Origin of the sequence: Achromobacter xylosoxidans (genome assembly GCF_014490035.1) — a bacterium.
In the GTDB taxonomy this organism is placed as follows: domain Bacteria; phylum Pseudomonadota; class Gammaproteobacteria; order Burkholderiales; family Burkholderiaceae_B; genus Achromobacter; species Achromobacter bronchisepticus_A.
The window spans coordinates 1,712,644-1,733,483 of record NZ_CP061008.1; the positions used below are offsets into that span (position 1 = coordinate 1,712,644).

The 20,840-nt window shown below is 66.5% G+C and carries 18 protein-coding genes; 8 read left to right on the plus strand and 10 right to left on the minus strand.

Annotated features, from left to right (window positions below; genetic code table 11):
• Positions 1-7: 7 nt before the first annotated feature.
• The 3 genes from IAG39_RS07850 to IAG39_RS07860 are packed head-to-tail and all read left to right on the plus strand — an operon-like array spanning position 8 to position 4,959.
• Positions 8-2,161 carry an efflux RND transporter periplasmic adaptor subunit gene (locus IAG39_RS07850; protein ID WP_059379580.1) on the plus strand — a complete coding sequence of 718 codons (2,154 nt, stop codon included), beginning with the start codon at positions 8-10 and terminating at the stop codon, positions 2,159-2,161.
• A gap of 1 nt (position 2,162) precedes the next feature.
• Positions 2,163-4,145: a preprotein translocase subunit SecA gene (locus IAG39_RS07855; RefSeq protein ID WP_059379579.1), complete on the plus strand. Its 1,983-nt coding sequence runs from the start codon at positions 2,163-2,165 to the stop codon at positions 4,143-4,145.
• Position 4,146: 1 nt separating this feature from the next.
• Complete coding sequence (locus IAG39_RS07860; RefSeq protein WP_118933705.1) at positions 4,147-4,959, plus strand: efflux RND transporter periplasmic adaptor subunit; 813 nt, start codon at positions 4,147-4,149, stop codon at positions 4,957-4,959.
• Positions 4,960-4,965: 6 nt separating this feature from the next.
• Here IAG39_RS07860 and IAG39_RS07865 read toward each other — a convergent pair whose 3' ends face one another.
• The 10 genes from IAG39_RS07865 to IAG39_RS07910 all read right to left on the minus strand — a co-directional run bounded on the left by IAG39_RS07865 (position 4,966) and on the right by IAG39_RS07910 (position 15,640).
• Positions 4,966-7,407 (minus strand): TonB-dependent siderophore receptor, encoded by a 2,442-nt coding sequence (locus tag IAG39_RS07865; RefSeq protein WP_118933706.1) that lies wholly within the window; start codon positions 7,405-7,407, stop codon positions 4,966-4,968.
• Positions 7,408-7,481: 74 nt separating this feature from the next.
• Positions 7,482-8,477 carry a FecR domain-containing protein gene (locus IAG39_RS07870; protein WP_118933707.1) on the minus strand — a complete coding sequence of 332 codons (996 nt, stop codon included), beginning with the start codon at positions 8,475-8,477 and terminating at the stop codon, positions 7,482-7,484.
• A gap of 24 nt (positions 8,478-8,501) precedes the next feature.
• A complete protein-coding gene (locus tag IAG39_RS07875; RefSeq protein WP_118933708.1) occupies positions 8,502-9,005 on the minus strand; it encodes a sigma-70 family RNA polymerase sigma factor in 504 nt (167 codons plus the stop codon).
• A gap of 109 nt (positions 9,006-9,114) precedes the next feature.
• The gene (locus tag IAG39_RS07880; RefSeq protein WP_118933709.1) at positions 9,115-9,765 is read right to left on the minus strand and encodes an HD domain-containing protein; all 651 of its coding nucleotides are present in this window, start codon (positions 9,763-9,765) and stop codon (positions 9,115-9,117) included.
• Between the two features lie 90 nt (positions 9,766-9,855).
• Entirely contained in the window at positions 9,856-11,187 is a 1,332-nt protein-coding gene (locus tag IAG39_RS07885) for a purine-cytosine permease family protein (RefSeq protein WP_118933710.1), read from the minus strand.
• A 135-nt stretch (positions 11,188-11,322) separates the two neighbouring features.
• Entirely contained in the window at positions 11,323-12,312 is a 990-nt protein-coding gene (locus IAG39_RS07890; RefSeq protein WP_059379576.1) for a biotin-dependent carboxyltransferase family protein, read from the minus strand.
• Complete coding sequence (locus IAG39_RS07895) at positions 12,305-13,177, minus strand: 5-oxoprolinase subunit B family protein (RefSeq protein WP_118933711.1); 873 nt, start codon at positions 13,175-13,177, stop codon at positions 12,305-12,307. Before IAG39_RS07895 ends, IAG39_RS07890 begins: the two co-directional genes overlap by 8 nt.
• A complete protein-coding gene (locus tag IAG39_RS07900; protein ID WP_118933712.1) occupies positions 13,174-14,574 on the minus strand; it encodes an acetyl-CoA carboxylase biotin carboxylase subunit in 1,401 nt (466 codons plus the stop codon). Before IAG39_RS07900 ends, IAG39_RS07895 begins: the two co-directional genes overlap by 4 nt.
• Positions 14,575-14,582: 8 nt before the next feature.
• Positions 14,583-14,825, minus strand: coding sequence for an acetyl-CoA carboxylase (locus IAG39_RS07905; protein ID WP_013395528.1), 243 nt, complete (start codon positions 14,823-14,825; stop codon positions 14,583-14,585).
• 38 nt (positions 14,826-14,863) lie between these two features.
• Complete coding sequence (locus tag IAG39_RS07910) at positions 14,864-15,640, minus strand: 5-oxoprolinase subunit PxpA (protein ID WP_118933713.1); 777 nt, start codon at positions 15,638-15,640, stop codon at positions 14,864-14,866.
• Positions 15,641-15,902: 262 nt separating this feature from the next.
• On the opposite strand from IAG39_RS07910, the gene IAG39_RS07915 reads away from it, so the two are divergent.
• The 5 genes from IAG39_RS07915 (at position 15,903) to IAG39_RS07935 (ending at position 20,820) form a co-directional block, all read left to right on the plus strand.
• Entirely contained in the window at positions 15,903-16,814 is a 912-nt protein-coding gene (locus tag IAG39_RS07915) for a LysR family transcriptional regulator (protein WP_118933714.1), read from the plus strand.
• 254 nt (positions 16,815-17,068) lie between these two features.
• Entirely contained in the window at positions 17,069-18,013 is a 945-nt protein-coding gene (locus IAG39_RS07920; RefSeq protein ID WP_118933715.1) for a VOC family protein, read from the plus strand.
• 63 nt (positions 18,014-18,076) lie between these two features.
• Complete coding sequence (locus tag IAG39_RS07925) at positions 18,077-19,174, plus strand: ABC transporter substrate-binding protein (protein WP_118933716.1); 1,098 nt, start codon at positions 18,077-18,079, stop codon at positions 19,172-19,174.
• 18 nt (positions 19,175-19,192) lie between these two features.
• Positions 19,193-20,026 carry an ABC transporter ATP-binding protein gene (locus IAG39_RS07930; protein ID WP_118933717.1) on the plus strand — a complete coding sequence of 278 codons (834 nt, stop codon included), beginning with the start codon at positions 19,193-19,195 and terminating at the stop codon, positions 20,024-20,026.
• A gap of 11 nt (positions 20,027-20,037) precedes the next feature.
• Positions 20,038-20,820, plus strand: a complete 783-nt coding sequence (locus tag IAG39_RS07935) for an ABC transporter permease (protein WP_118933718.1) — start codon at positions 20,038-20,040, stop codon at positions 20,818-20,820.
• The last annotated feature ends 20 nt before the right edge of the window (positions 20,821-20,840 follow it).

Below are 20,840 nucleotides of genomic sequence, written 5' to 3' on the forward strand. Positions count from 1 at the left end.
GCAGAAGATGTCTGGTACCGCGCTCTATAGCAATTCCTGGCACCGGGTCAGCGCGCTGCGCCCGCGGCTGCGCTCGCACATCCATATCCATCGCCACGTCTACCGGGGGCAGGTCTGGTATGTGATGCAGGACCAGAGCAATGGCGAGTTCCACCGCTATACGCCCGAGGCCAATCTGATGATCAGCCTGATGGACGGGCGCCGCACGGTGCAGGAGATCTGGGAGATCGCCTGCGGCCAGCTGGAGGGCGACGCCATGCCGCAGGACGAGGTCATCCGCCTGATGGCCCAGCTGCACCGGGCCGATGTGCTGACCACCGACCGCGCGCCGGACGTGCGCGACCTGGTCGAGCGCCGCAAGCGCCAGCGCATGCAGAAGATCAAGCAGTACATCGGCAATCCCAGCGCGCTGAAGATGCCGCTGCTGGATCCGGACCGCTGGCTGACGCGGGCGCTGCCGTATTACCGCTGGCTGTTCACCTGGCTGGGCGCCTTGCTCTGGCTGGGCGTGGTGGGCGCGGGCGCGGCGCTGGGCGCCATGCATTGGCAGGCCTTGACCCACAATATCTGGGACCAGGTGTTCTCCACGGGCAATGTGCTGGCGATGGCGCTGGTCTATCCGGTGGTGAAGGCCATCCACGAACTCGGCCACGCCTGCGCCGTGAAGGCGCGCGGCGGCGAGGTGCACGAGATCGGCCTGATGTTCCTGCTGCTGGTGCCCATTCCCTACGTGGATGCCTCGGCGGCCTCGGCCTTTGCCGACAAGCGCTGGCGCATGCTGGCGGGCGGGGCGGGCATCCTGGTCGAGTTGTTCCTGGCAGCCGTGGCGATGATCGTCTGGACCCAGCTGGATCCCGGGCTGGGGCGTTCGCTGGCCTATACCGTCATCGTCCTGTGCGGCGTTTCCACGCTGTTCATGAACGGCAATCCGCTGCTGCGCTATGACGGCTACTACGTCTTGTCGGACGCCATCGAGATACCCAACCTGGGCCAGCGGGCCAACGGCTATCTGGGCTATCTGTTCAAGCGCTATGCGCTGGGCCTGCGCGGCGTGGAAGCGCCGCGCGCTACGCCGGGCGAACGCGCCTGGTTCGCGAGCTACGCCGTGCTGTCCTTCTGCTACCGCATGTTCATCATGTTCCTGGCCATCTTCATCATGGCGGGGCAGTTTTTCTTCTTCGGCGTGCTGCTGGCCATGTGGGCGCTGTTCAACACCATCGTCATGCCGCTGTGGCGCCTGGGCCGGCAGTTCTATGCCGACCCGCAGATCCAGGCGCACCGCTTGCGCTCCTATCTGATCTGCGGGCTGTGCGTGCTGGGCGCGGTTGGCCTGGCGGGCGCGCTGCCGCTGCCCTCGTCCACCGATACGGAGGGCGTGGTCTGGGTGCCGCCTTCCGCCCAGGTCAGGGCGCCGGTGGCCGGCTTCGTGCGTGCGCGGCAGGCGGCCGACGATGCGCCGGTGGGGCAGGGCGCGCCGCTGCTGACGCTGGAAAACGACGAGCTGCTGCGCCGCGATGCCATGCTGGCCGCCCAGGTCGACGAGTACCAGGCGCGCTACGTGCAGGCCTATGCGCAGAACCAGGTGCAGGCGGCCATCATGCGTCATCAATGGACCAGCCTGCAGACCGAGCGGCGGGCGATCCAGGAACAGGTCCAGGCGCAGCAGGTGCGCAGCCCGCACGCCGGACGCTACGTGCCGGCGCAGCCGGAGGACATGACGGGCCGCTACGTGCAGCGCGGCGAACTGTTGGGCTATGTGTTGACCGACGCCGAAACCGTGCGCGTGGTGGTGCCGCAATCCAGCCTGGAGCGCATCCACCGCTCGCTCAGGAACGTGCGCGTGCGGCTGGTGCAGGACAGCGGCGAGGAGTTCAAGGCGGTGATCTCGCGCGAGGTGCCGGCCGCTACCGATGAACTGCCCAGCCTGGCGCTCAGCCTGCAGGGCGGGGGCAGCATAGGCGTGGATCCGCGCAAGTCGCAGGAAGGCCGCGCCAAATCCGCGGAGAACCTGTTCGTGATGGACCTGGCGCTGCCCCAGGATGCGCCGCGCGCCTATCTTGGCGCCCGGGTCTACGTGAAGTTCTCGCACGAGCCCAGGCCGCTGGCGTTGCAGGCCTACGACGCGGTGCGGCAGATGGTGCTGCGCCAGTTCCGCCTCTGATATGCGCGCCTTCGACGCTCTCCACCCCGACCCGCTCTATCCTGAAAAGGAGAGCGAGCGCCATGCCAACAAGCTGGAGGCATGGGGCACGGCTGCGCTGCGCTGGCTGAGCCGCAAGCGCCGCCAGCCCCTGTGGCGCACCCGCCGCATCCTGGCGCGGGTGCGGCGCGAAACGCAGGCGCTGGGCGACATCGACCTGGCGGGCGTGCGCCGGCGGGCCGACGAGATCGCGTTCGACCTGCGCGCCAACGGCATCAACCAGGAAAGCGCGGCGCGCGCCTTTGCGCTGATCCGCCAGGCGGGCCGGCTGGCGTTGGGCAAGGCGCATTTCGACGTCCAGCTGCTGGGCGGCTGGGCCATGCTGCAAGGCATGGTGGCGGAGATGAACACGGGCGAAGGCAAGACGCTGACGGCGACCTTGCCGGCCGCCACGGTCGCCATGGCCGGCCTGCCGGTGCATGTCATCACCACCAATGATTACCTGGTCGAGCGCGATGCGCAGATCATGGGGCCCATCTACGAAGCGCTGGGCCTGTCGGTGGCCTGGGTCAGCATGGAAATGGACATACCCGCGCGGCGCAAGGCCTATCAGGCGGACGTGGTGTACTGCTCCAACAAGACCCTGGTGTTCGACTACCTGCGCGACCTGATCGTGCTGGACAGCGACAAGGACGAAGACGCCTTGCGCCTGGAACGGCTGCGGGGGGAGCAGGGCAGGCTATCCCAGCTGTACCTGCGCGGCCTGTGCTATGCGATCGTGGACGAGGCCGACAGCGTGCTGGTCGACGAGGCGCGCACGCCGCTCATCATTTCCGGCGTGCAGGAGGACGACACCGCCGACGTGACGCGCCAGGCCATGGAACTGGCCGCAAGCTTGACGCCCGAACACTACCGCCTGCACCGCGGCGAACGCCGCGCGATTCTGACCGAACTGGGGCGCGAGCATCTGCGCGGATTGTGCGCCGCGCTGCCGGCGCCATGGAGTATCCCGTTCCGGCGCGAAGAGCTGATGCTCAGTGCCTTGACCGTGCTGCATCTGTACAGGCTGGACGAGCAATACATCATCCGCGACGGCAAGATCATGGTGGTCGATGAGTTCACCGGACGCGTGATGCCGGACCGGTCCTGGGGCCAGGGCCTGCACCAGATGCTGGAACACAAAGAGGGGCTGGAACTGAGCGAACCGCGCGCCACCCTCAAGAGCATCAGCTACCAGCGCTTCTTCAAGCACTATCTGCTGCTGTCCGGCATGACGGGCACGGCCGCGGAAATCCGCGCCGAGCTGGGCCGCGTCTACGACCTGCCGGTGGTCCGCATTCCCACCCATCGCAAGTCGCGGCGGCGACATGCGCCGGATGCCGTGTACCCCACTCTGGAAGAAAAGTGGGCCGCCGTGCGCGACCGCACGCGCGCCCTGCATCGGCAAGGGGTGCCCATCCTGATTGGCACGCGTTCGGTCGCCGCGTCCGAGCAGGTGGCCCAGGTGCTGGCCCAGGCCGGCCTGCCCGCCGTGGTGCTCAATGCCAAGCAGGACGCCGACGAGGCCGATATGATCGCGCGCGCTGGTGAATTGGGCAGCATCATGATCGCCACCAACATGGCTGGCCGGGGTACGGATATCCCCTTGTCGGAGGCCGCGCGCGAGGCCGGCGGCCTGCACGTCATCCTGACCGAGCGGCATGAATCCGCCCGCATCGACCGCCAATTGGAAGGACGCAGCGGCCGCCAGGGCGATCCTGGCCATGTCGAAGCCATCCTGTCGCTGGAAGACTCAGTGCTGGACAGTGTCGCCAGCGGCGTCTGGGCCGCCCTTTCGCGGCTGCTGCGCGCACGGCGCGGGCAGGACCGCAACGGGTTGGCGGCGCGCTGGCTGCGTTTCGCCCAGGCCCGCACCGAACGAAAACTGGCCCGCGAGCGCCGCCAGATGGTGGCCGCGGATGAAGAACTTGAGAATTCCCTGTCCTTCTCGGGGCAGGGCGACTGACATGCAAAGACCCGATCCCATGACGACCCGCCATCGCTTTGTCCGCCCGGCCCTGTTGGCCTGCCTGTTCGCCACTGCCGCAGGCGCGCAGGGGCTGCCGCCCGATGCCCGCCTGCCGGTGCTGGCCGAGCCCGCGCTGTCCGCGCAGGCCGGCAATCTGCATGCGCCCATGGCCTGCCTGATGGAACCCTTCCAGGTGTCCGAATTGGGCAGCGCGTCGGCCGGCGTGCTGAGCAGCGTGCTGGTGCAGCGCGGCGACGTGGTCAAGAAAGGCCAGGTGGTGGCCGAACTGAACACCAGCGTCGACGAGGCCACGCTGGGGCTGCGCCGCGCCGAGGCGGCCTACCTGAGCCGCGTCGTCGACCGCAACACCGATCTGTTCAAGCGCCAGCTGCTGCCTGCGGGGGATTACGACGAAATGACCTCGCGCAGCCGCCAGGCACAGTTACAGGTGGCGCTGCAGCAGGCGATTCTGGCCGAACGCAGCATCAAGAGCCCCTTCGACGGCGTCGTCGCCGAGCGCTATGCAGGTCCGGGCGACCGCGTCAATGACAACAAGATCGTCAAGCTGGCGCAGATCAATCCCTTGCTGGTGAGGGTGGTGGTGCCGGAAGGCCTGTATGGCCAGATCAAGGCCGATGCGCAGGCGCAGGTCAGCGTCAATCAGGCGATCACCGACAAGCCGCTGGAAGCGAAGGTCTGGCGCATCGACCGGGTGATGGACGCCGCCAGCGGCACTTTTACCGTGCTGCTGCGCGTGCCCAACGAGGGCAATGTGATTCCGTCGGGCATCCGCTGCTCGGTGAAGTTCTGAGCCTGCCTACCAGCGATAGCTCACCGTCCCGATCACCCGCCTGGGCTCGCCGTAGAAGCATCCATAGGTGCAATTCCCGATATAGGTCTTGTCCGCCAGGTTGGTGCCATTGAGCGCAAAGCGCCACGGGCCGGTGCTGTAGCTGATCATGGCGTCGAACAGCGTGAAGGCCGGCACTTCGGCGTTGGTCTGGCTGCGCGTGCTGCCCACATAGCGCATGCCGGCGCCCGCCTTCAGACCGGGCAGCCCGAGACTGCCGAAACTGTAGTCGGCCCAGAGCGAGAGCTGGTTGTACGGCACGCCGGGAGTGCGCATGCCTTCCTGTTCGGGTTGCAAGGGGCTGGCTTGCGTGGTGCGGGCGTCGGTATAGGCGTAGGCGGCGATGAGGTTGATGTCGCGGGTGAGAGCCGAACGGACTTCCAGTTCGAAGCCGCGCGAGCGCACCTCGCCAGCCTGTATCGAGTACGTCATCGACGGATCGGAGGGATCGGCGACCAGCACATTCTTGCGGGTTATCTGGTAAACGGCCGCCGACACCATGGTGTGGGAGCCCGGCGGTTGATAGCGCAGGCCGGCTTCGTATTGCTGGCCGGTGGTGGGCTTGAAGCGGCCGCCGCTGCGGTCATTGCCCTCGGTCGGTTCGAAGGACTCGCTGTAGCTCAGGAAGGGGGCGAGGCCGTTGGGGGCGAGGTAGACCAGGCCCGCCCGGCCGGTAAAGGCCTTGTTCTTTTCATTGTCCGCGGTCTTTTCGCCGGTGAAGAAGTTACCCGAGTCGAACCGTACCCAATCCTGCCGTCCGCCCAGCAGCACGACCCAGCGGTCGGCAATCTTCATCTGATCCTGGAGGTATAGGCCCAGCCGCTTGGTATCGCTTTTCCAGGAGTAGGGGTTTTGCGTCTCGATGCCGCCTATCGGACTGCCATAGACGGGGTTGTAGATATCGATGTTGCCGAGTTCGCGCTGGTAGCGTTCGGATTCGTGGTGGGCGACGGAATAGTCCAGACCGGCAAGAAAGGTGTGTTCCACCGGACCCGTGCGCAACTGGTATTGCAGCGAGGTGTCCGAGACGACGCCTGAAGAGCGGTCCCAACGCGGCGCCGCGCCGCGATAGGCGGTCGTGCGGCCGTCATCCTGCAGTCCGCTGATCCAGACCGAGCGGTATTCGTTGCTGGCATGCATGTAGCGCAGGCTGTTGCGCAGCTTCACCTGGTCGTTGAAGGCATGTTCGAACAAATAGCCGACCGAGTAGCGCTCCAGGTCGAACTTGTCGTAACCGGGTTCGCCGGTAAAGCGTTCGCGGGGAATTCTGCCGTTGGGGTTGGGCAGGATCGTGCCGCTTTCGGGCAGGCCGTAGACATAGCCTGTCCTGTCTTTCTGATAATCGGCGAGCAAGGTCAGGGAAGTGGCTGCGCTGGGCCGCCAGGTCATCGCGGGCGCCAAGTAGGCGCGCCGGTCAGGAATGTGGTCGATGAAGGTGTCCGCATCGCGGCCGAGAAAGGTAAGCCGGTATGACCAGACGCCTTCCTCGTCCAGCGGCCCGCCGAAATCGCCTGATACCTGCTTGCGGTCGAAGCTGCCGGTTTCGACGTTCAGCTCGCGCAGGGCCGCGGCCGGGGGCCGCTTGCTGATGGTGTTGATGATGCCGCCGGGCGCGGCGGCGCCATAGAGCACAGAGGATGCGCCTTTGAGGACTTCGATGCGTTCCAGGCCATAGGGTTCCTGCTGGCCGTTGAAGATATTGACTGTGTACTTGGTGCCGTCGCGGTACTGGTTGCCGTTGCCATCGAGCTGAAAACCCCGGACGATCAAGGTGTCCGAGGTCCGGTCCAGTCCTTCCGAGCGGTTGACCCCGGCGACATAGCCCAGCGCGTCCTGCAGGTTCTGCGGCTTGAGCATTTCGATTTCCTCGGCGCCGACGATGCTGATCGACTGCGGCGTTTCAATCAGGGCGGTGTCCGTCTTGGTGCCGGTGGCGCTGCGCGTGGCGGCATAGCCGTAGAGAGGGCCGGTGGCGGTCTCGTGCGCGCCGACCACCTCGACGGGAGCGAGCTGCTGAGTGCTGCCAGGCCGCAATACATAGCCGCCGCTGGGCCGCACGGCGGCCTCGAAGCCGGTACCCGCCAGCAATGCTTGCAAGCCATCCTGCGCCGTGTAGCGGCCTTGGATTCCCTTGCTCTGGAGGCCGTTGGTCTGCTCGGTCGAGAAAGACAGCATCAGGCCGGACTCACGACCGTAGCGGTTGAGCGCGGCGGTCAACGGACCGGCGGGAATGTCGTAGTACCGTGCTTCCTCCGCGGCCTGCGCATGCGCCATTGGGGCGCACACGGCTAGCGGGACGATGGCGGCGCAACCCCGCAGGCCACGCGTGGCCATGCTGACCAGGGCGTGCAGGCGCAGGCGGCCGGCCGCTGGAATGGAAGTCGTTGGTTTCGGGCGGTTTAAACCCATATGCAGTTCCCCGGAGCAAGAATGAAGGCAATGTGTGGTCCTACTCTTCTTGCCCCGCGAAAAACGAAAAGGGATCAACCGTTGCGGAATTTTTCTGTAGTCCGGGCCGGACGGGGCCGCAGCGTGACCCAATAGCGCGTGAGGTAGCTCACCGTGACGGGCAGGGTGTCGACGAGCATTTCCAGGACGCGGTCGGTATCGGCGGTGGGATAGGTGCCCGTGACCTTGAGGTGTGCCACCGCATCGTCCCAGGCCAGGCGGCCGGGGCGATAGCGCGCAAGCTCGGCCAGGAATGCCGGCAGAGGCATGTCCTGGGCGACGATGATGCCTTGGGTCCAGGCCAGCGCATCTTCGTTGGCGGAACCCGCCGCGGTAGCAGCATGACGTCCCAGCCAGCCTTGCTGCCCGGCCCGCAGCAGGGCTGGCGCGCCGCTGGCGGGAGCCAGCTCGACGGCGCCCTCGAAGACGGCGACCAGGCTTTCGGCGCTGCTGCGTCCGTCCAGGTCGCGTACGGAAAAACGCGTGCCCAGGGCGCGGATGCTGCCTTGGCCGGTGCGCACGAGGAAGGGGCGAGGCGGGTCCGCCGCGGGATCCGGCGCGGTGGTGATCAGCAGTTCGCCGCTGATGAGGCGCAGCGCGCGTTCCGTCTGCGTGAATTGGATGTCGATGGCGGTGCCGGCATTGAGCGCGACCTGGGTGCCGTCTGGCAGCAGGCGGTTCAAAAGTTCGCCCGCGCCGGTCCGGCTGTCGGCAGTCCAGCGCCGCCAGGCGCGCTGCTCGTCCAGCATCGAGGCCGCGCCGCCCGCGAAGACGGCAAGCGCCAGCGCCTTGACGAGCCTGCGGCGCGCGGGAGAATCGGGAACGGTGAGCGTTGCGCGCGCCAGGGGCGCGGGCACGCCCTGCAGCCTGGCCTGGAAGCCCTCGATATGCTGCCACGCGCGTTCGTGTTCAGGATCCGCTGCGCGCCATTCGCGCCAGCGCCGAAGCGTGTCGCTGGCCACGCTGTCACCTTGCAGTTCGACCAGCCAATGCGCTGCCTGAAGACGGACGCTGGAGGCGATGGGGGGCATCGGGCCGGGTTCCAGGTAATCGGGTTACGCGAAGCAGCAGTGCGCCAAAGCCTTGGCGATGTAGCGTTTGACCGTGGGCATCGACACGCCGAGCTCGACTGCGATCTCGCTTTGGCGCTTGCCATCGATCTGGGATAGCAGAAAAGCTTGTCTCATCAAACGGGGCAGGGCGTCGAGCAGGCGATCGATCTCGAGCAGGGTTTCGAGCAGGATGGCCTGGGTTTCCGGCGAAGGCGTCTGAGGCTCCGGCAGGAGCGCCAGCGCCTCCAGGTAAGCCTGTTCCAGACGCTGGCGCCGACGCAGATTCAGTACCAGCCCATGTGCGATGGTCGTCAGCAGCGCGCGCGGCTCGCGTATCTCGGGCAGGGCATCCTTTGCGAGCAGGCGCACGAACGTGTCATGCGCCAGGTCGGCGGCGCTGCAGGCATCGCCGAGCTTGCGCCGCAGCCAGCCTTTCAGCCAACCCCCATGGTCGATGTACAGGCCTTCGATGTCCTGCTGCGGTAACGCGAATTTATTGGCCGGCACGGCAAGCCCCCCCACCGCGCATCGGGCCTGGATTCGGCCGGCATCAGTGTTTATGAGAATGGTTCTTATTATATAGCATGAACACCGGCCGATCGAAGATAGCGCCGTTTCAGGCCGCCCAATCCGCCACGAAGTCGTCGCGGAACCGCCGTATCCAGTCCAGCCGCGTGGCTGCAAGCACGCGGCCGCCTTCCGTCTGCATGGTTTGCGCGATGCGCGCGAGCTTCAATTCGATGTGATCCAGCGTATAGACGCCATCGTCCAGTTGCCGATGCTCGCCCATGGGGTCGGTGGGGTGCGCCAGCGCCCGCCCCAATTGCCCGCCGACGTGGAACATGCGGGCCAGTCCCACCGGTCCGAGCGCATCCAGGCGGTCGGCATCCTGCACGATGCGGGCCTCGATGGTCCGCGGCGGGATGTTGGCGGAGTAGCTGTGGGCCTCGATGGCGTGATGGACGCCTTCGAGCTTGGCTGAGGGATATCCGGCCGCCCGCAGCTCGCGCACGGCCTGGTCAGCCGCCATGGCCGAGGCGCGTGCCCGGTCAGGATGGTTCTTGGGCAGGTTGACCAAGTCATGCAGGTAACTGGCGGCCATGACCACCACGGCGTCGGCCTCGGGGTGGTGCGCCAGCATGCCGGCGGCGGCTTTCCATACGCGTTCCAGATGGCTCAGGTCATGGGCGCCGTCGCCGGTATCCGCGCTCTGGGCGATCTGTATGAGCTGCGGCCGCAATGCCGCCAAATCTACGCGCATGTTCATTTCCTTCCACCTGCCTGGGGATCAGTGGAAAGTGTACACAGGACACTTCGGGCCGGGCCGCGGCTGATGCCGCGCGGCCCGGGTGCGGCATCAGCCGCCCTGCGCCTGCATCCGTCCCGCGGCCGTGGAGCAGATCCGGTACACCAGCGCCGACACCACGAAGCTGGCCGGCGCGGCCAGCGTCGCCGCGAAGCCGGCCGTATGCATCAGCGCGAGGCCGCAGATCGCGCCCGCGAACCAGCCGGCCAGGCCGGCGCGGTTGAAGGCCGCGCCGCCTTCGTTTGGCGCCGCGGATTCCTGGCCGCCCAGGATGTGGACCAGCGCCACCGCCACCCAGGACACCACGAATATGCCCTGGTAGGCGAGCGCCTGCAGCAGGTACGAGAACACGTCCAGCAGCATCAGTGCATAGGTCACCGCACCCACGATGACCGCCCACATCGCCTTGGGCCAGCGCATGCCCGGCCAGCGCGCGAAGAACGCCTGCATGTTGATGGTGGCCAGGTAGTAGTTGGCGGTGTTGATGCGGGTCTGCGTGATCCAGACGAACAGCAAGCCGCCCAGGCCCATCAGCTTGAGCAGCGCCAGCACCACCGACACCTCCGACAGCGCGGCGTCGCTGGGAATCGTGCTGACCAGATAGATGCCGGCCACGCCGTTGAGCAGGAAGGTCACCAGGTAGAACGGCATGCCGAAGTTGTAGCGGCTATGGTAGGTCTGGTCCTCGCGCTTGCCGAAGCGGGCGTAGTCGAAGGTGAACATCATCAGGACCCACACGCCCATGTAGTACACGAAGGCGTCCCACCAGCCGCCCGGGACGGGCCCTTCGGGCGGGCCGAACGACAGCCAGGCGTCGCTGTAGCCGTATTCCTGCGTCGCCATCACCACGGCCAGCAGCAGGCCCAGCAGATAGAACGGCAGCAGCACGCCGTTGAACTTGTCGAGCCATCTTTGCACGCTGCCGAAGATCAGCAGCACGCTGTAGATGACCACCACCAGCGCCACCAGCCAGTACGGCACGGCCGGATAGAGATGATGCGCCGCGACCGACATCACCGCGCCTTCGAACACCGCGTAGTAGATGGCGGTGGCGAAGAAGATCAGCGTGGCCAGCGCCGCGCCCGAGGTGCCGAAGAGCCGGCGCGAGAACAGCGCCACCGACAGGCCGCTGCGGATGGCATAGCGACTGATGACGCCGTTGATCAGCCCGTAGCTGATCACAGACAGCACCATGCCGATGATGGCGTTGCGGGCGCCGTATTTCAGCGCCAGCGTGGCGCCGACGACGATGTAGAAGACGGCGCTGCACACGGCCCACCAGGCCATGGTGAGGGCGTAGCGGGGCATGCGGTCGCTGTCGGCGACGGCATGCAGCGAGTTGTCCGTCTCATCGGACGGTTTGCGTGAGGTCATGTTGGCCATGTCGGATCTCCTGGCGGGATCGGATGCTGCGGTTCGACTGCGGAACGGGCGCGCGTCGCCCACCGGCCTTGCCAGTGGGCGAGGCCGGAATACACGAAAACGGGGGAAGGGCGCGGCCTGGCCGCGCCCCGGGTGTCAGCCGCTGAGCGCCTGATGCAGCCGCTCGAAGCGGGCGCGGTAGTCGCGCCTTGCGGCCACCGCCTGCTCCAGCGTCACCCGCTCGAAATGGGCGCTCTGGTTGGGCTGCATCTGGCCGACCTTGTCCAGGTCGGCGCTGATGACCGTGCCTATCATGGCGTAGCCGCCGCCGGACACCGCGTCGCGGTGCAGGATGATGGGCTCCACGCCAGCAGGCACCTGGATGGAGCCGATGGGATAGCAGGCGTCGACGATGTTCGACGGGTCGGCGCCCGCGCCGAACGGCTGTTCGCGGGCGCGAAAGCGCAGCGGGCGGCCCTGCTTGTAGCGGTAGCCGATGCGGTCGGCTTCCGAGGTCACGGTCCAGACGTCTTCATAGAAGGCGGCGGCGGATTCGGGCTCCAGCCGGTGGTCGTACAGGCCCGGCAGCACGCGCAGCGTTTGCGTCTTAGGCGGAGCCTCGGCCAGCGCAGCCGGCAGTTCGCGGCCCACGCGCGTGCGGATGGAGGCCCGGCCCACCGCCAGCCGGTCGCCGGCCTGCAGCTTGCGGCCTTCATGGCCGCCGATGGCGCCCAGCGCATAGGTCGAGCGGCTGCCCAGGACCACAGGCACGTCGATGCCGCCGGCGACCGCGAGGCAGGCGCGGGCGCCGGCCTGCACGAAGTCGAACGACAGCCGGCTGCCGGCCTGCACCGCCAGTGCCACGTTGCAGGCCTGCGCCACGCCGTCGATCTTGGGGATCATGCTGGCGCCCGTCACGGCGATCACGGCGGCGCGGTGGAACATCAATTCGGGGCCGAGCAGCGTGCATTCCAGTACGGCGGCGTCGGCGGCGTTGCCCACCAGCAGGTTGGCGGCCGCCAGCGCGTACTGGTCGAGCGCGCCGGACGGCGGTATGCCCAGGTGGTAGTAGCCCTGGCGGCCCGTGTCCTGCACCGAAGTGGCCAGGCCGGGCTTGATGACTTCGATGATGGGATCGTTAGGCATGGAGCGTCTCCAGCAGTTGGGCGTTGCAGGCATCGGGGGCGCGCTGGAACTCGGCCAGCGAGAACGACACGGGCCGGATGCGCAGCGCGAAGCTGCCAGCCTCGACCTGCGCCGCGGCCTGGTCGTACTCGTCGCGGGTGATGGGCTTGAACTTCACGATGTCGCCCGGGCGGAAGAACACCATGGAATCGCGCAGATGCGCCTGGCGCTGGGCCGGCTCGAAGATCGGCGCGGGCGTGACGCCGAACATCTGGTAGCCGCCCGCGCCGCGCACCGAGTAGATGCAGCCGAAGCAGCCGCCGTGTCCCACCGTGTGCTTGGGCGTGTCGGTGCGGGGGCGCAGGTACTTCGGAACTTGCAGCTGGCGCTCGCGCTCCACCATCTGGTACATGAAGGGCAGCCCGGCCACGAAGCCCACCATGGACACGAACCAGGGCGAGCCGGAATGGGCGTCGATGAAGCCCTGCACCGAGTCGTGGCCGTTGATGCGAGCCGCGTATTCCAGATCGGTGGACGCCGGATCCTGATGCCTTTCGCGAAACCGCATCAGGGTCTCGTGGGTCCAGGGATCGTTGTAATACACCGGCACTTCGATGATGCGGGTCGCCAGCGTCAGGTTGGCCAGGTCCATGCCCGCCTCCAGTTCGCGCAGCAAGGCCAGCAGGGCGTCCGGCGCGATGCGGTCGGGGTCGTACCGCACCTGGTAGGACGCATTGGCCGGGCAGATCTCGGTCACGCCGTCGACCGCGCGTTCGCGCAGCGCCCGCGTGATCGCCATGCCCTTGAAAAAGGATTCCAGCGACATGTCCTCGCTGATCTCGACGAAGATGAACTCGTCGCCGCCGTGGGTGTAGCGCAAGCTCATTGGTTGTCCTCCCGGTCCCTTTGCATCCAGGCCTCAAGATAATTGGTGTGGTAGCGGCCCGCCAGCACGTCCGCATCCTCCAGCAGCTCGCGGTGCAGCGCCAGCGTCGAATGCACGCCGGCGAGTTCGACTTCGTCGAGCGCGCGCGCCATGCGCGCCAGCGCCGCCGCGCGGTCCTCGTCCCAGACAATCAGCTTGGCCAGCAGCGAGTCATAGTAGGGCGGTACGGCGCAGCCCGGATACAGCATCGAGTCCACGCGCACGCCGGGGCCGCCGGGCCAGCGCACGTGTTCGACCCGGCCCGGGCTGGGCGCGAAGTTGCGCGTGGGGTCTTCGGCGTTGATGCGGCATTCGATCGCCGCGCCGCGGATGGCGATGTCCTGCTGGCGCCAGCGCAGCGGCTCGCCGTCGGCGATGCGCAGCATTTCGCGCACCAGGTCCACGCCCGTGATGGCTTCGGTGATGGGGTGCTCGACCTGGATGCGGGTATTCATCTCGATGAAATAGAACTCGCCCGCGCCGCGGCTGTCGTCATACAGATACTCCAGCGTGCCTGCGCCACGGTATCCGACCGAGCGCGCCAGTTGCGCCGCCGATTCGCACAGTTTCTGCCGGGTGGCGGGGGCCAGGGCGGGCGAGGGCGCTTCTTCCAGCACCTTCTGCCGGCGCCGTTGCAGGGAGCATTCGCGTTCGTACAGGTGGACGGCGTTGCTGCCGTCGCCCAGGACCTGAACTTCGATGTGGCGGGCACGCGGCAGATAGCGTTCCAGGTACACGCCGGCTTCGCCGAAGGCCGCCTGTGCCTCGGCCTGGGCCTGCGGCATCTGCGCGCGCAGTTCGGCTTCGTCGCGCACCACGCGGATGCCGCGTCCGCCGCCGCCTGCGGCCGCCTTGATCATGAGCGGGTAGCCGATGACGGCGGCATGGGTCAGGGCTTCATCCAGCGATGACAGCACGCCCTCGCTGCCCGGTACCGTCGGCACGCCGGCCTTCTGGGCGCAGGCGCGCGCTGCAGCCTTGTCGCCCATCGTGCGGATGGTGGCGGCATCGGGCCCGACGAAGATCAGGCCGGCGTCGCTCACGGCCTGCGCGAATGCCGCGTTTTCCGACAGGAAGCCGTAGCCGGGATGTACCGCCTGGACGCCGGTGCTGCGGGCGGCGTCCAGCAGCGCTTCGGTATTCAGATAGCTGCGCGTCGCGTGCGAGGGGCCGATGAGTACCGCCTCGTCGGCCATGCGCGTGGCCAACGCGTCGCGGTCCGCCTCGCTGTACACGGCGACGGTGCGCATGCCCAGTTCGCGGGCGGCGCGGATGATGCGCAAGGCGATTTCGCCGCGGTTGGCGACCAGCACCTTGTGGATGCGGCGCGGCCGGTAGGGGAGATGGATATCGGACATGGAGCGGCCTATCCCTCGATGCGCAGCAGGGGCTGCCCGGCTTCCACCGGTTCGCCGTCTTCGACGAGGATTTCCGCCACCACGCCGCCGGTGGGCGTTTCGATCTGGTTGAACTGCTTCATGACTTCGACGATGCCGATCACGGCGCCGGCGGCGACCGTGGCGCCAGGCTCCACGAAGGGGGCCGCGTCGGGGCTGGGGCGGCGATAGAAGGTTCCGGGCAGGGGGCTGGGAATATCGTGCAACGGCATGGGTTTCTCCTTGGAATGTTGTTTGGGCGGCAGGCGGTTCAGGGGCCGGTCACGCTGGGCGGCGCGATCCGGATGCCGTGGGCTTCCAGCTTCTCGCGGGTGGCGCGCACCAGGGACAGGGCGCCGGGCGTGTCGCTGTGTATGCAGACAGAATCGAAGTCGATGGCGATGTCCTTGCCTTCGACCGTGCGCACGCGTCCCTCGGTGCAGGCGCGCAGCACCTTTTCGGCGACCAGGGCGGGGTCCAGCGGCTGGGTGTAGCGGGTGAAGACGATGGAGCCGCCGGCGTCGTAGTCGCGGTCGGCGTAGAACTCGCGCACCACGGGCTGGTTCAGTTCGCGCGCCAGGCGGTAGGTGACCGAGCTTTCCATGCAGTACAGCGCCAGCGTGGGCTCCAGTTCCTGCAGCGTTTCGATCAGGCGGCGCGACAGGGCTTCGTCGCGGGCGGCCTGCATGTACAGCGCGCCATGCGGTTTGACGTGTTGCAGGCGCAGTCCGTGCAGCCGGGCGAATTCGCGCAGCGCGCCCAGCTGATAGACGATGTCGTGCACCAGCGCTTCGGCGCTTTCGCGCATGTCGCGCCGGCCGAAGCCGACCAGGTCGCGAAAACCGGGATGGGCGCCGATGCAGACGCCGTGTTCGCGGGCCTGCAGCACCGTGCGGTTCATGATCCGCGGGTCGCCGGCATGGAAGCCCGTTGCGATGTTGGCCGAACTGATCAAGGGCATGATCGCTTCGTCCACGCCGTCCCCGATGGTCCATGGGCCAAATCCTTCCCCCATGTCCGAGTTGAGGTCGATGCTGCGCTTGCTCATTGCGGGAGGCTCCTTCTTGTCGCTCGCCGCATCCGGCGCGGCGTGTGACGTGAACATTAGCCAAGCCTCAAGGGGATAAAAAGATCTTTTTATTGATCTATGGATATCTGTTTTTTAGATAAGCGTCCGTCCCGTTGGCGGCCGCGTTTCGAAGATTTCTCTATGAAAAATAAGGGATACCCCTGATGGGGCGGATGGGGATGCGCAAAGAATATGCAGATATCCTGAGGGGAAGATATCTATTAAACAGATAAGGCTAGACATGTCGATTACCCTACGCCAGCTCAAATACTTCATCGCCGCGGCCGAACTGGGCCAGATTTCGCAGGCGGCGATCCAGCTGGCGATATCCCAGTCGGCCATCACCAGCGCCATCCGCGAACTGGAGGAAACGGTGGGCACGGCGCTGTTCCAGCGCGGCGCCCACGGCGTGACGCTGACCCACAGCGGCCGCACCTTCCTGAACCACGCGTACAACATCCTGTCCTCGGTCGACGAAGCCCTGCGCATGCCGGCGGCGGCGGAAGAGGTATCGGGCCGCCTGCTGCTGGCGGCGTCCTATACGGTGATCGGCTACTTCCTGCCGTATCACCTGCAGCGGCTGTCGCAGCTGTATCCCCGTTTGGACATCCAGCTGCACGAACTGAACCGCAGCGCCATCGAGGAAGGCCTGATCGCGAACCGCTATGACATGGCGGTGCTGCTGACCTCCAACGTCGCCAACCCGGATCTGGCGGTGGAGCATTTCTTCGGCTCGCCGCGACGCCTCTGGCTGCCGGCCAGGCATCCCTTGCTGGCGGCGGACGCCGTGACCCTGGAGGACGTTTCGCGCGAACCCTTCATCATGCTGACCGTGGACGAGGCGGCCTACACCGCCTTGCGCTACTGGAACGAAACCCCCTTCAAGCCCGACGTGCGGCTGCGCACCTCATCCGTCGAGGCGGTGCGCAGCATGGTGGCCAACGGCAGCGGCGTGGCCCTGCTGTCGGACATGGTCTACCGGCCCTGGTCGCTGGAAGGCCGGCGCATAGAAACGGTCCAGCTCAAGGACCCGATTCCGCCGATGAACGTGGGGCTGGCCTGGCGCCGGGGCGCGGAAGTATCGCCCGCGATGCAGGCGGTGCGGGACTATTTCCGGCATGCGTACATGGCGCAGCGGGGCGGGGCGGGCTGAGCCCACGCCAACGGTTCGAACCATCTTCCAAATCGATCCGCCAGGCCGCCGGCGCCTCGCGGCAGGGGCTGCGCATGCCTGCGCGACCCCGTGAAATCCCTCATGCGGACAGGCCGTAAAACGATTGCCGTTTGAATATTCAATGATGTATATATCAATGTATGCATTGATGTGAACAGAAGTCGGGCCTGCCCGTGCCGCTTCTTGCCTTCCCGAGTTGGTTCCCGCCCATTCAGAGAGAAGAAGGAATATCCATGACGCAGCTCCACGGCGCCCGCATCCGGGCGAACGCGGAATCGGCAGGCCCGGATCCGGTCGGACTGGATCACGTGGGGCTGTACGCGCACGACATGGGGGCGGCCGCCGCCTTGTACGAACGGCTGGGGTTTCAGCTGACGCCGCTGTCACAGCACTCCGGCACCCACGCCGTCACGCGCGAAGTGGTCAAGGCCGGCATCGCCAACCGTTGCGCCATGCTCGGCCACGGCTACATCGAGTTGGTCGCGGTGGTGGACCCGGCGCTGGACTTGCGCGGTATTCCCGACGGTTTGGCCCGCTATGCGGGCATGCACATCATCGCCTTCGATACTGCCCAGCCCGAGCAGCGCATCGCCGCGCTGCGCGAGGCCGGCTTTGCGGCCGAACCCGGCGTGCTGCAACGCTACATAGGCACGCCGCAAGGCCCCAAATTGGCGCGGTTCAGCCAGGTGCGCACGTCGCGCGACGCCATGCCTGAAGGCCTGATCCTGACCCTGCGCCACGAGACTCCCGAACTGCTCTGGCAGGAACGCTACCTGTCCCATCCCAACGGCGCCCGCGCGCTGGCGGCGGCCATCGTCGCGGTGGAGGATCTGGACGAGGCGGCGGCGCGCTATGAGCGCTATCTGGGCGTGGCCAGCACACGGCGCGAGGGCGAGGCCTGGTTCCGACTGCATTCGGGATGGTTGGGGCTGACAACACGCGACGCGCTGCAGGCGCGCCTGCCAGGATGCGAGATTCCGGTGCTGCCGCGCCCGGCCGCGCTTGCCGTGGAAGTGGCCGACCTGTCCCGCACCGCTGCCGTGCTCGAGGCCAGTCGCGTTCCCTACCTCCGCGCCAACGATCAATTGCGGGTGGCGGCCGAACATGCGGGCGGCGCAAGCCTCATTTTCTGCGCCGGCGCCGGCGCGGCCTTGCCCTGGGATTGCGCGGGGCGCTGATCCGGCGGGCAGTCTGCAGTACCGATATCCAGCTAGTACTTCAAATAAAACAGGAGCAGCAGCATGATAGGTATCGCAAATCCGAAGCGCCGCGTCCGGCGGGGGATCCTGGCAGCCGCAGCGCTGGTAACGCTGAGCGCCGCTGGCGGCGCGGCGAACGCGGCGGAGAAAGTCACGTTCGCCTACGGCACCAACATTTCGCTTTCCAACGCTCCCACGCTGATGGCGGTGGGCATGGGCTACTTCAAGGAAGCGGGCCTGGACGTACAGGCGACCTTCTTTCAGGGGGCCGCGGTGATGCTGCCGCAGGTCACGCAGAAGCACATCACTTTCGGCTGGATCACGCCGGATCCGCTGGTGATCTCGCGCCAGCCGGGCCGCGATCCCCTGCCGGTCAAGATGTTCTACAACGGCATCTACCTGTCGCCGTTCGACGTCGTCGTCACCAAGAACAGTCCGGTCCAGTCGCTTGCCGACCTCAAAGGCAAGAAGATCGGCGTGGGCGCCATGTCCTGGGGCAACCTGGCGGTCACCAAGGCGATGATGAAGAAGATCGGGCTGGAACTGCAGCGCGACTATGAGTTCGTGCCCGTGGGCGTGGGCGCGACGGCGTTGCGCGCGGTCAGCGATGACAAGGTGCAGGCGCTGAATCTGTTCGATACCTTCCACGTGCAGATCGAACAGATGGGCGTCGAGCTGCGCCGCCTGCCCATGGGCCAGAACTATCGCGAACTGTTCTCCAGCGGCTGGATCGCGCACGAGGATACCCTGCGCGACAAGCCGCAACTGGTGGTGGCGTTCGCGCGCGCCGCGGCCAAGGGCGTGGTCGCCTGCAACGCCAATCCGGAAGCCTGCGTGAAGAACTTCTGGACCCTGTATCCGGCCACCAAGCCGGCCGAGGGGAGCGAGGAGAAAAAGCTGGCGGACGCCGTGCAGATCCTGAAGGTGCGCCTGGCCACCATGCTGCCGGAACAGGGCGCCGGGAAGATGGGCTACTACACCGAGCAGTCCTGGAAGGACTATGTAGAGGTTTTGCACGAAGGCGGACAGCTGAGCACCGGCAACGTGGACGTCAAGCCGCTCTACACCAACGAGTTCGTCAAGGACATCAATGATTTCGACGCCGCGGCCGTGGTGGCAGCGGCCCAGCAGCTCAAGTAGATGCGAGCCGGAATCCCTATGAACTCCCTGAATCTATCCCTGGTTGAAGGCGGGCGCTCGTCAGCGCGTTCGGACGCCGCCGGCCGCCCCTTGCTGACGGCCGACAATGTGAGCGTGGTCTACCGCAGCAGCAAAGGACCGATCACCGCCGTCGACAATCTGTCGCTGCAGCTGGGCGCTGGTGAATTCGTGTCGGTGCTGGGGCCGTCTGGTTGCGGCAAGTCCACGCTGGTCAAGGTGTTCAGCGGTCTGCTGACGCCTTCCAGCGGCAAGGCCTTGCTCAGCGGCACGCCTATCGACAAGCCGCGCGGCGACGTCGGCATCGTGTTTCAACAACCCACGCTGCTGCCCTGGAAAACGGTGCTGGACAACGTGCTGGTGCCGATCCGCGCCTTGCGCAAGGATACCGAGGCCGGCACCGCCCGGGCGCTGGAACTGTTGCGGCTGGTGGGCCTGGAAAAGTTCGCGAGCAACTACCCCAGCGAGCTGTCGGGCGGCATGCAGCAGCGCGTCGGCATCGCCCGCGGCCTGGTGCATGACCCGGCGCTGCTGCTGATGGACGAGCCGTTCTCCGCGCTGGACACCATGACCCGCGACCGCATGAGCATAGAGCTGCAGCGCATCTGGATGGCCACGCGCAAGTCGGCCTTGTTCATCACGCACAGCATTGCCGAAGCGGTGTTCCTGTCGGACCGGATCGTGGTGATGTCGGCGCGCCCGGGCCGCATCATTCGCGAGATTTCCGTGAACCTGCCGCGGCCGCGGACGCTGGCGACGCTCAACGACCCCGAGTTCACGCGCCTGTGCGCCGAACTGCGGGAACTGTTCGATCAGTTGGTGAAGTTCGACTAGCGGAGGCGTTCGTGTCCCGATCCATCAAATCCATACTCTATCCCTTGATCACCGGGGTGCTGCTGGTGATCCTGTGGTTCGTCAGCATCCGCGTGTTCTCGGTGCCCAACTACCTGCTGCCCGCGCCCGAATCCGTGTTGCAGGCGCTCAAGACCGGCTATATCGACGGGCAATACTGGCCGCACTTTCTGTTCACGCTGCAAAGCACCGTGTACGGCTACCTGATAGGTTGCGGGCTGGCTCTGGTGGTGGGAACCATCCTGGCCGAGTCCGAGACCTTCGAGCAGTTCATCTATCCCTACATCATCGCCCTGCAGTCCACGCCGAAAGTGGCGATCGCGCCCTTGCTGCTGGTCTGGTTCGGCTTCGGCATGGCCTCCAAGGTCGTGATGGTGGCCTTGATGAGCTTCTTCCCGATGTTCATCAACACGGTGGTGGGCATACGCCAGGCCGACCCGGCCATGCTGGATCTGATGAAGGCCTTTGGCGCCTCGCGCAGCCACGTGTTCTTCCACGTCAAGCTGCCCGCGGCCTCGGGTCACATTTTCGCCGGCCTGCAGATCTCGGTGGTTCTCAGCCTGATCGGCGCGGTGGTGTCGGAGTTCATCTCGTCCAGCAAGGGGCTCGGCTATCTGATCCAGTCGGCCTCGGTCAACATGGACGTTGCCACCATGTTCGCCTGCCTGTTCAGCCTGGTGTTCATCGGCCTGACGGGCACCAACCTGATCCGCTACCTGCACCGCAAGCTGGTGTTCTGGGACAAATCGACCTCGGCCACCGTGCAGGCCGAGTAGGCGCACAGGAGAACTCATCC

Bases quoted from the DNA above. Each gene is read 5' to 3' on its own strand.
- IAG39_RS07850 (WP_059379580.1), top strand. From the start codon at position 8: ATGTCTGGTACCGCGCTCTATAGCAATTCCTGGCACCGGGTCAGCGCG.
- IAG39_RS07855 (WP_059379579.1), top strand. From the start codon at position 2,163: ATGCGCGCCTTCGACGCTCTCCACCCCGACCCGCTCTATCCTGAAAAG.
- IAG39_RS07860 (WP_118933705.1), top strand. From the start codon at position 4,147: ATGCAAAGACCCGATCCCATGACGACCCGCCATCGCTTTGTCCGCCCG.
- IAG39_RS07865 (WP_118933706.1), bottom strand. From the start codon at position 7,407: ATGGGTTTAAACCGCCCGAAACCAACGACTTCCATTCCAGCGGCCGGC.
- IAG39_RS07870 (WP_118933707.1), bottom strand. From the start codon at position 8,477: ATGCCCCCCATCGCCTCCAGCGTCCGTCTTCAGGCAGCGCATTGGCTG.
- IAG39_RS07880 (WP_118933709.1), bottom strand. From the start codon at position 9,765: ATGAACATGCGCGTAGATTTGGCGGCATTGCGGCCGCAGCTCATACAG.
- IAG39_RS07885 (WP_118933710.1), bottom strand. From the start codon at position 11,187: ATGGCCAACATGACCTCACGCAAACCGTCCGATGAGACGGACAACTCG.
- IAG39_RS07890 (WP_059379576.1), bottom strand. From the start codon at position 12,312: ATGCCTAACGATCCCATCATCGAAGTCATCAAGCCCGGCCTGGCCACT.
- IAG39_RS07895 (WP_118933711.1), bottom strand. From the start codon at position 13,177: ATGAGCTTGCGCTACACCCACGGCGGCGACGAGTTCATCTTCGTCGAG.
- IAG39_RS07900 (WP_118933712.1), bottom strand. From the start codon at position 14,574: ATGTCCGATATCCATCTCCCCTACCGGCCGCGCCGCATCCACAAGGTG.
- IAG39_RS07905 (WP_013395528.1), bottom strand. From the start codon at position 14,825: ATGCCGTTGCACGATATTCCCAGCCCCCTGCCCGGAACCTTCTATCGC.
- IAG39_RS07910 (WP_118933713.1), bottom strand. From the start codon at position 15,640: ATGAGCAAGCGCAGCATCGACCTCAACTCGGACATGGGGGAAGGATTT.
- IAG39_RS07915 (WP_118933714.1), top strand. From the start codon at position 15,903: ATGTCGATTACCCTACGCCAGCTCAAATACTTCATCGCCGCGGCCGAA.
- IAG39_RS07920 (WP_118933715.1), top strand. From the start codon at position 17,069: ATGACGCAGCTCCACGGCGCCCGCATCCGGGCGAACGCGGAATCGGCA.
- IAG39_RS07925 (WP_118933716.1), top strand. From the start codon at position 18,077: ATGATAGGTATCGCAAATCCGAAGCGCCGCGTCCGGCGGGGGATCCTG.
- IAG39_RS07930 (WP_118933717.1), top strand. From the start codon at position 19,193: ATGAACTCCCTGAATCTATCCCTGGTTGAAGGCGGGCGCTCGTCAGCG.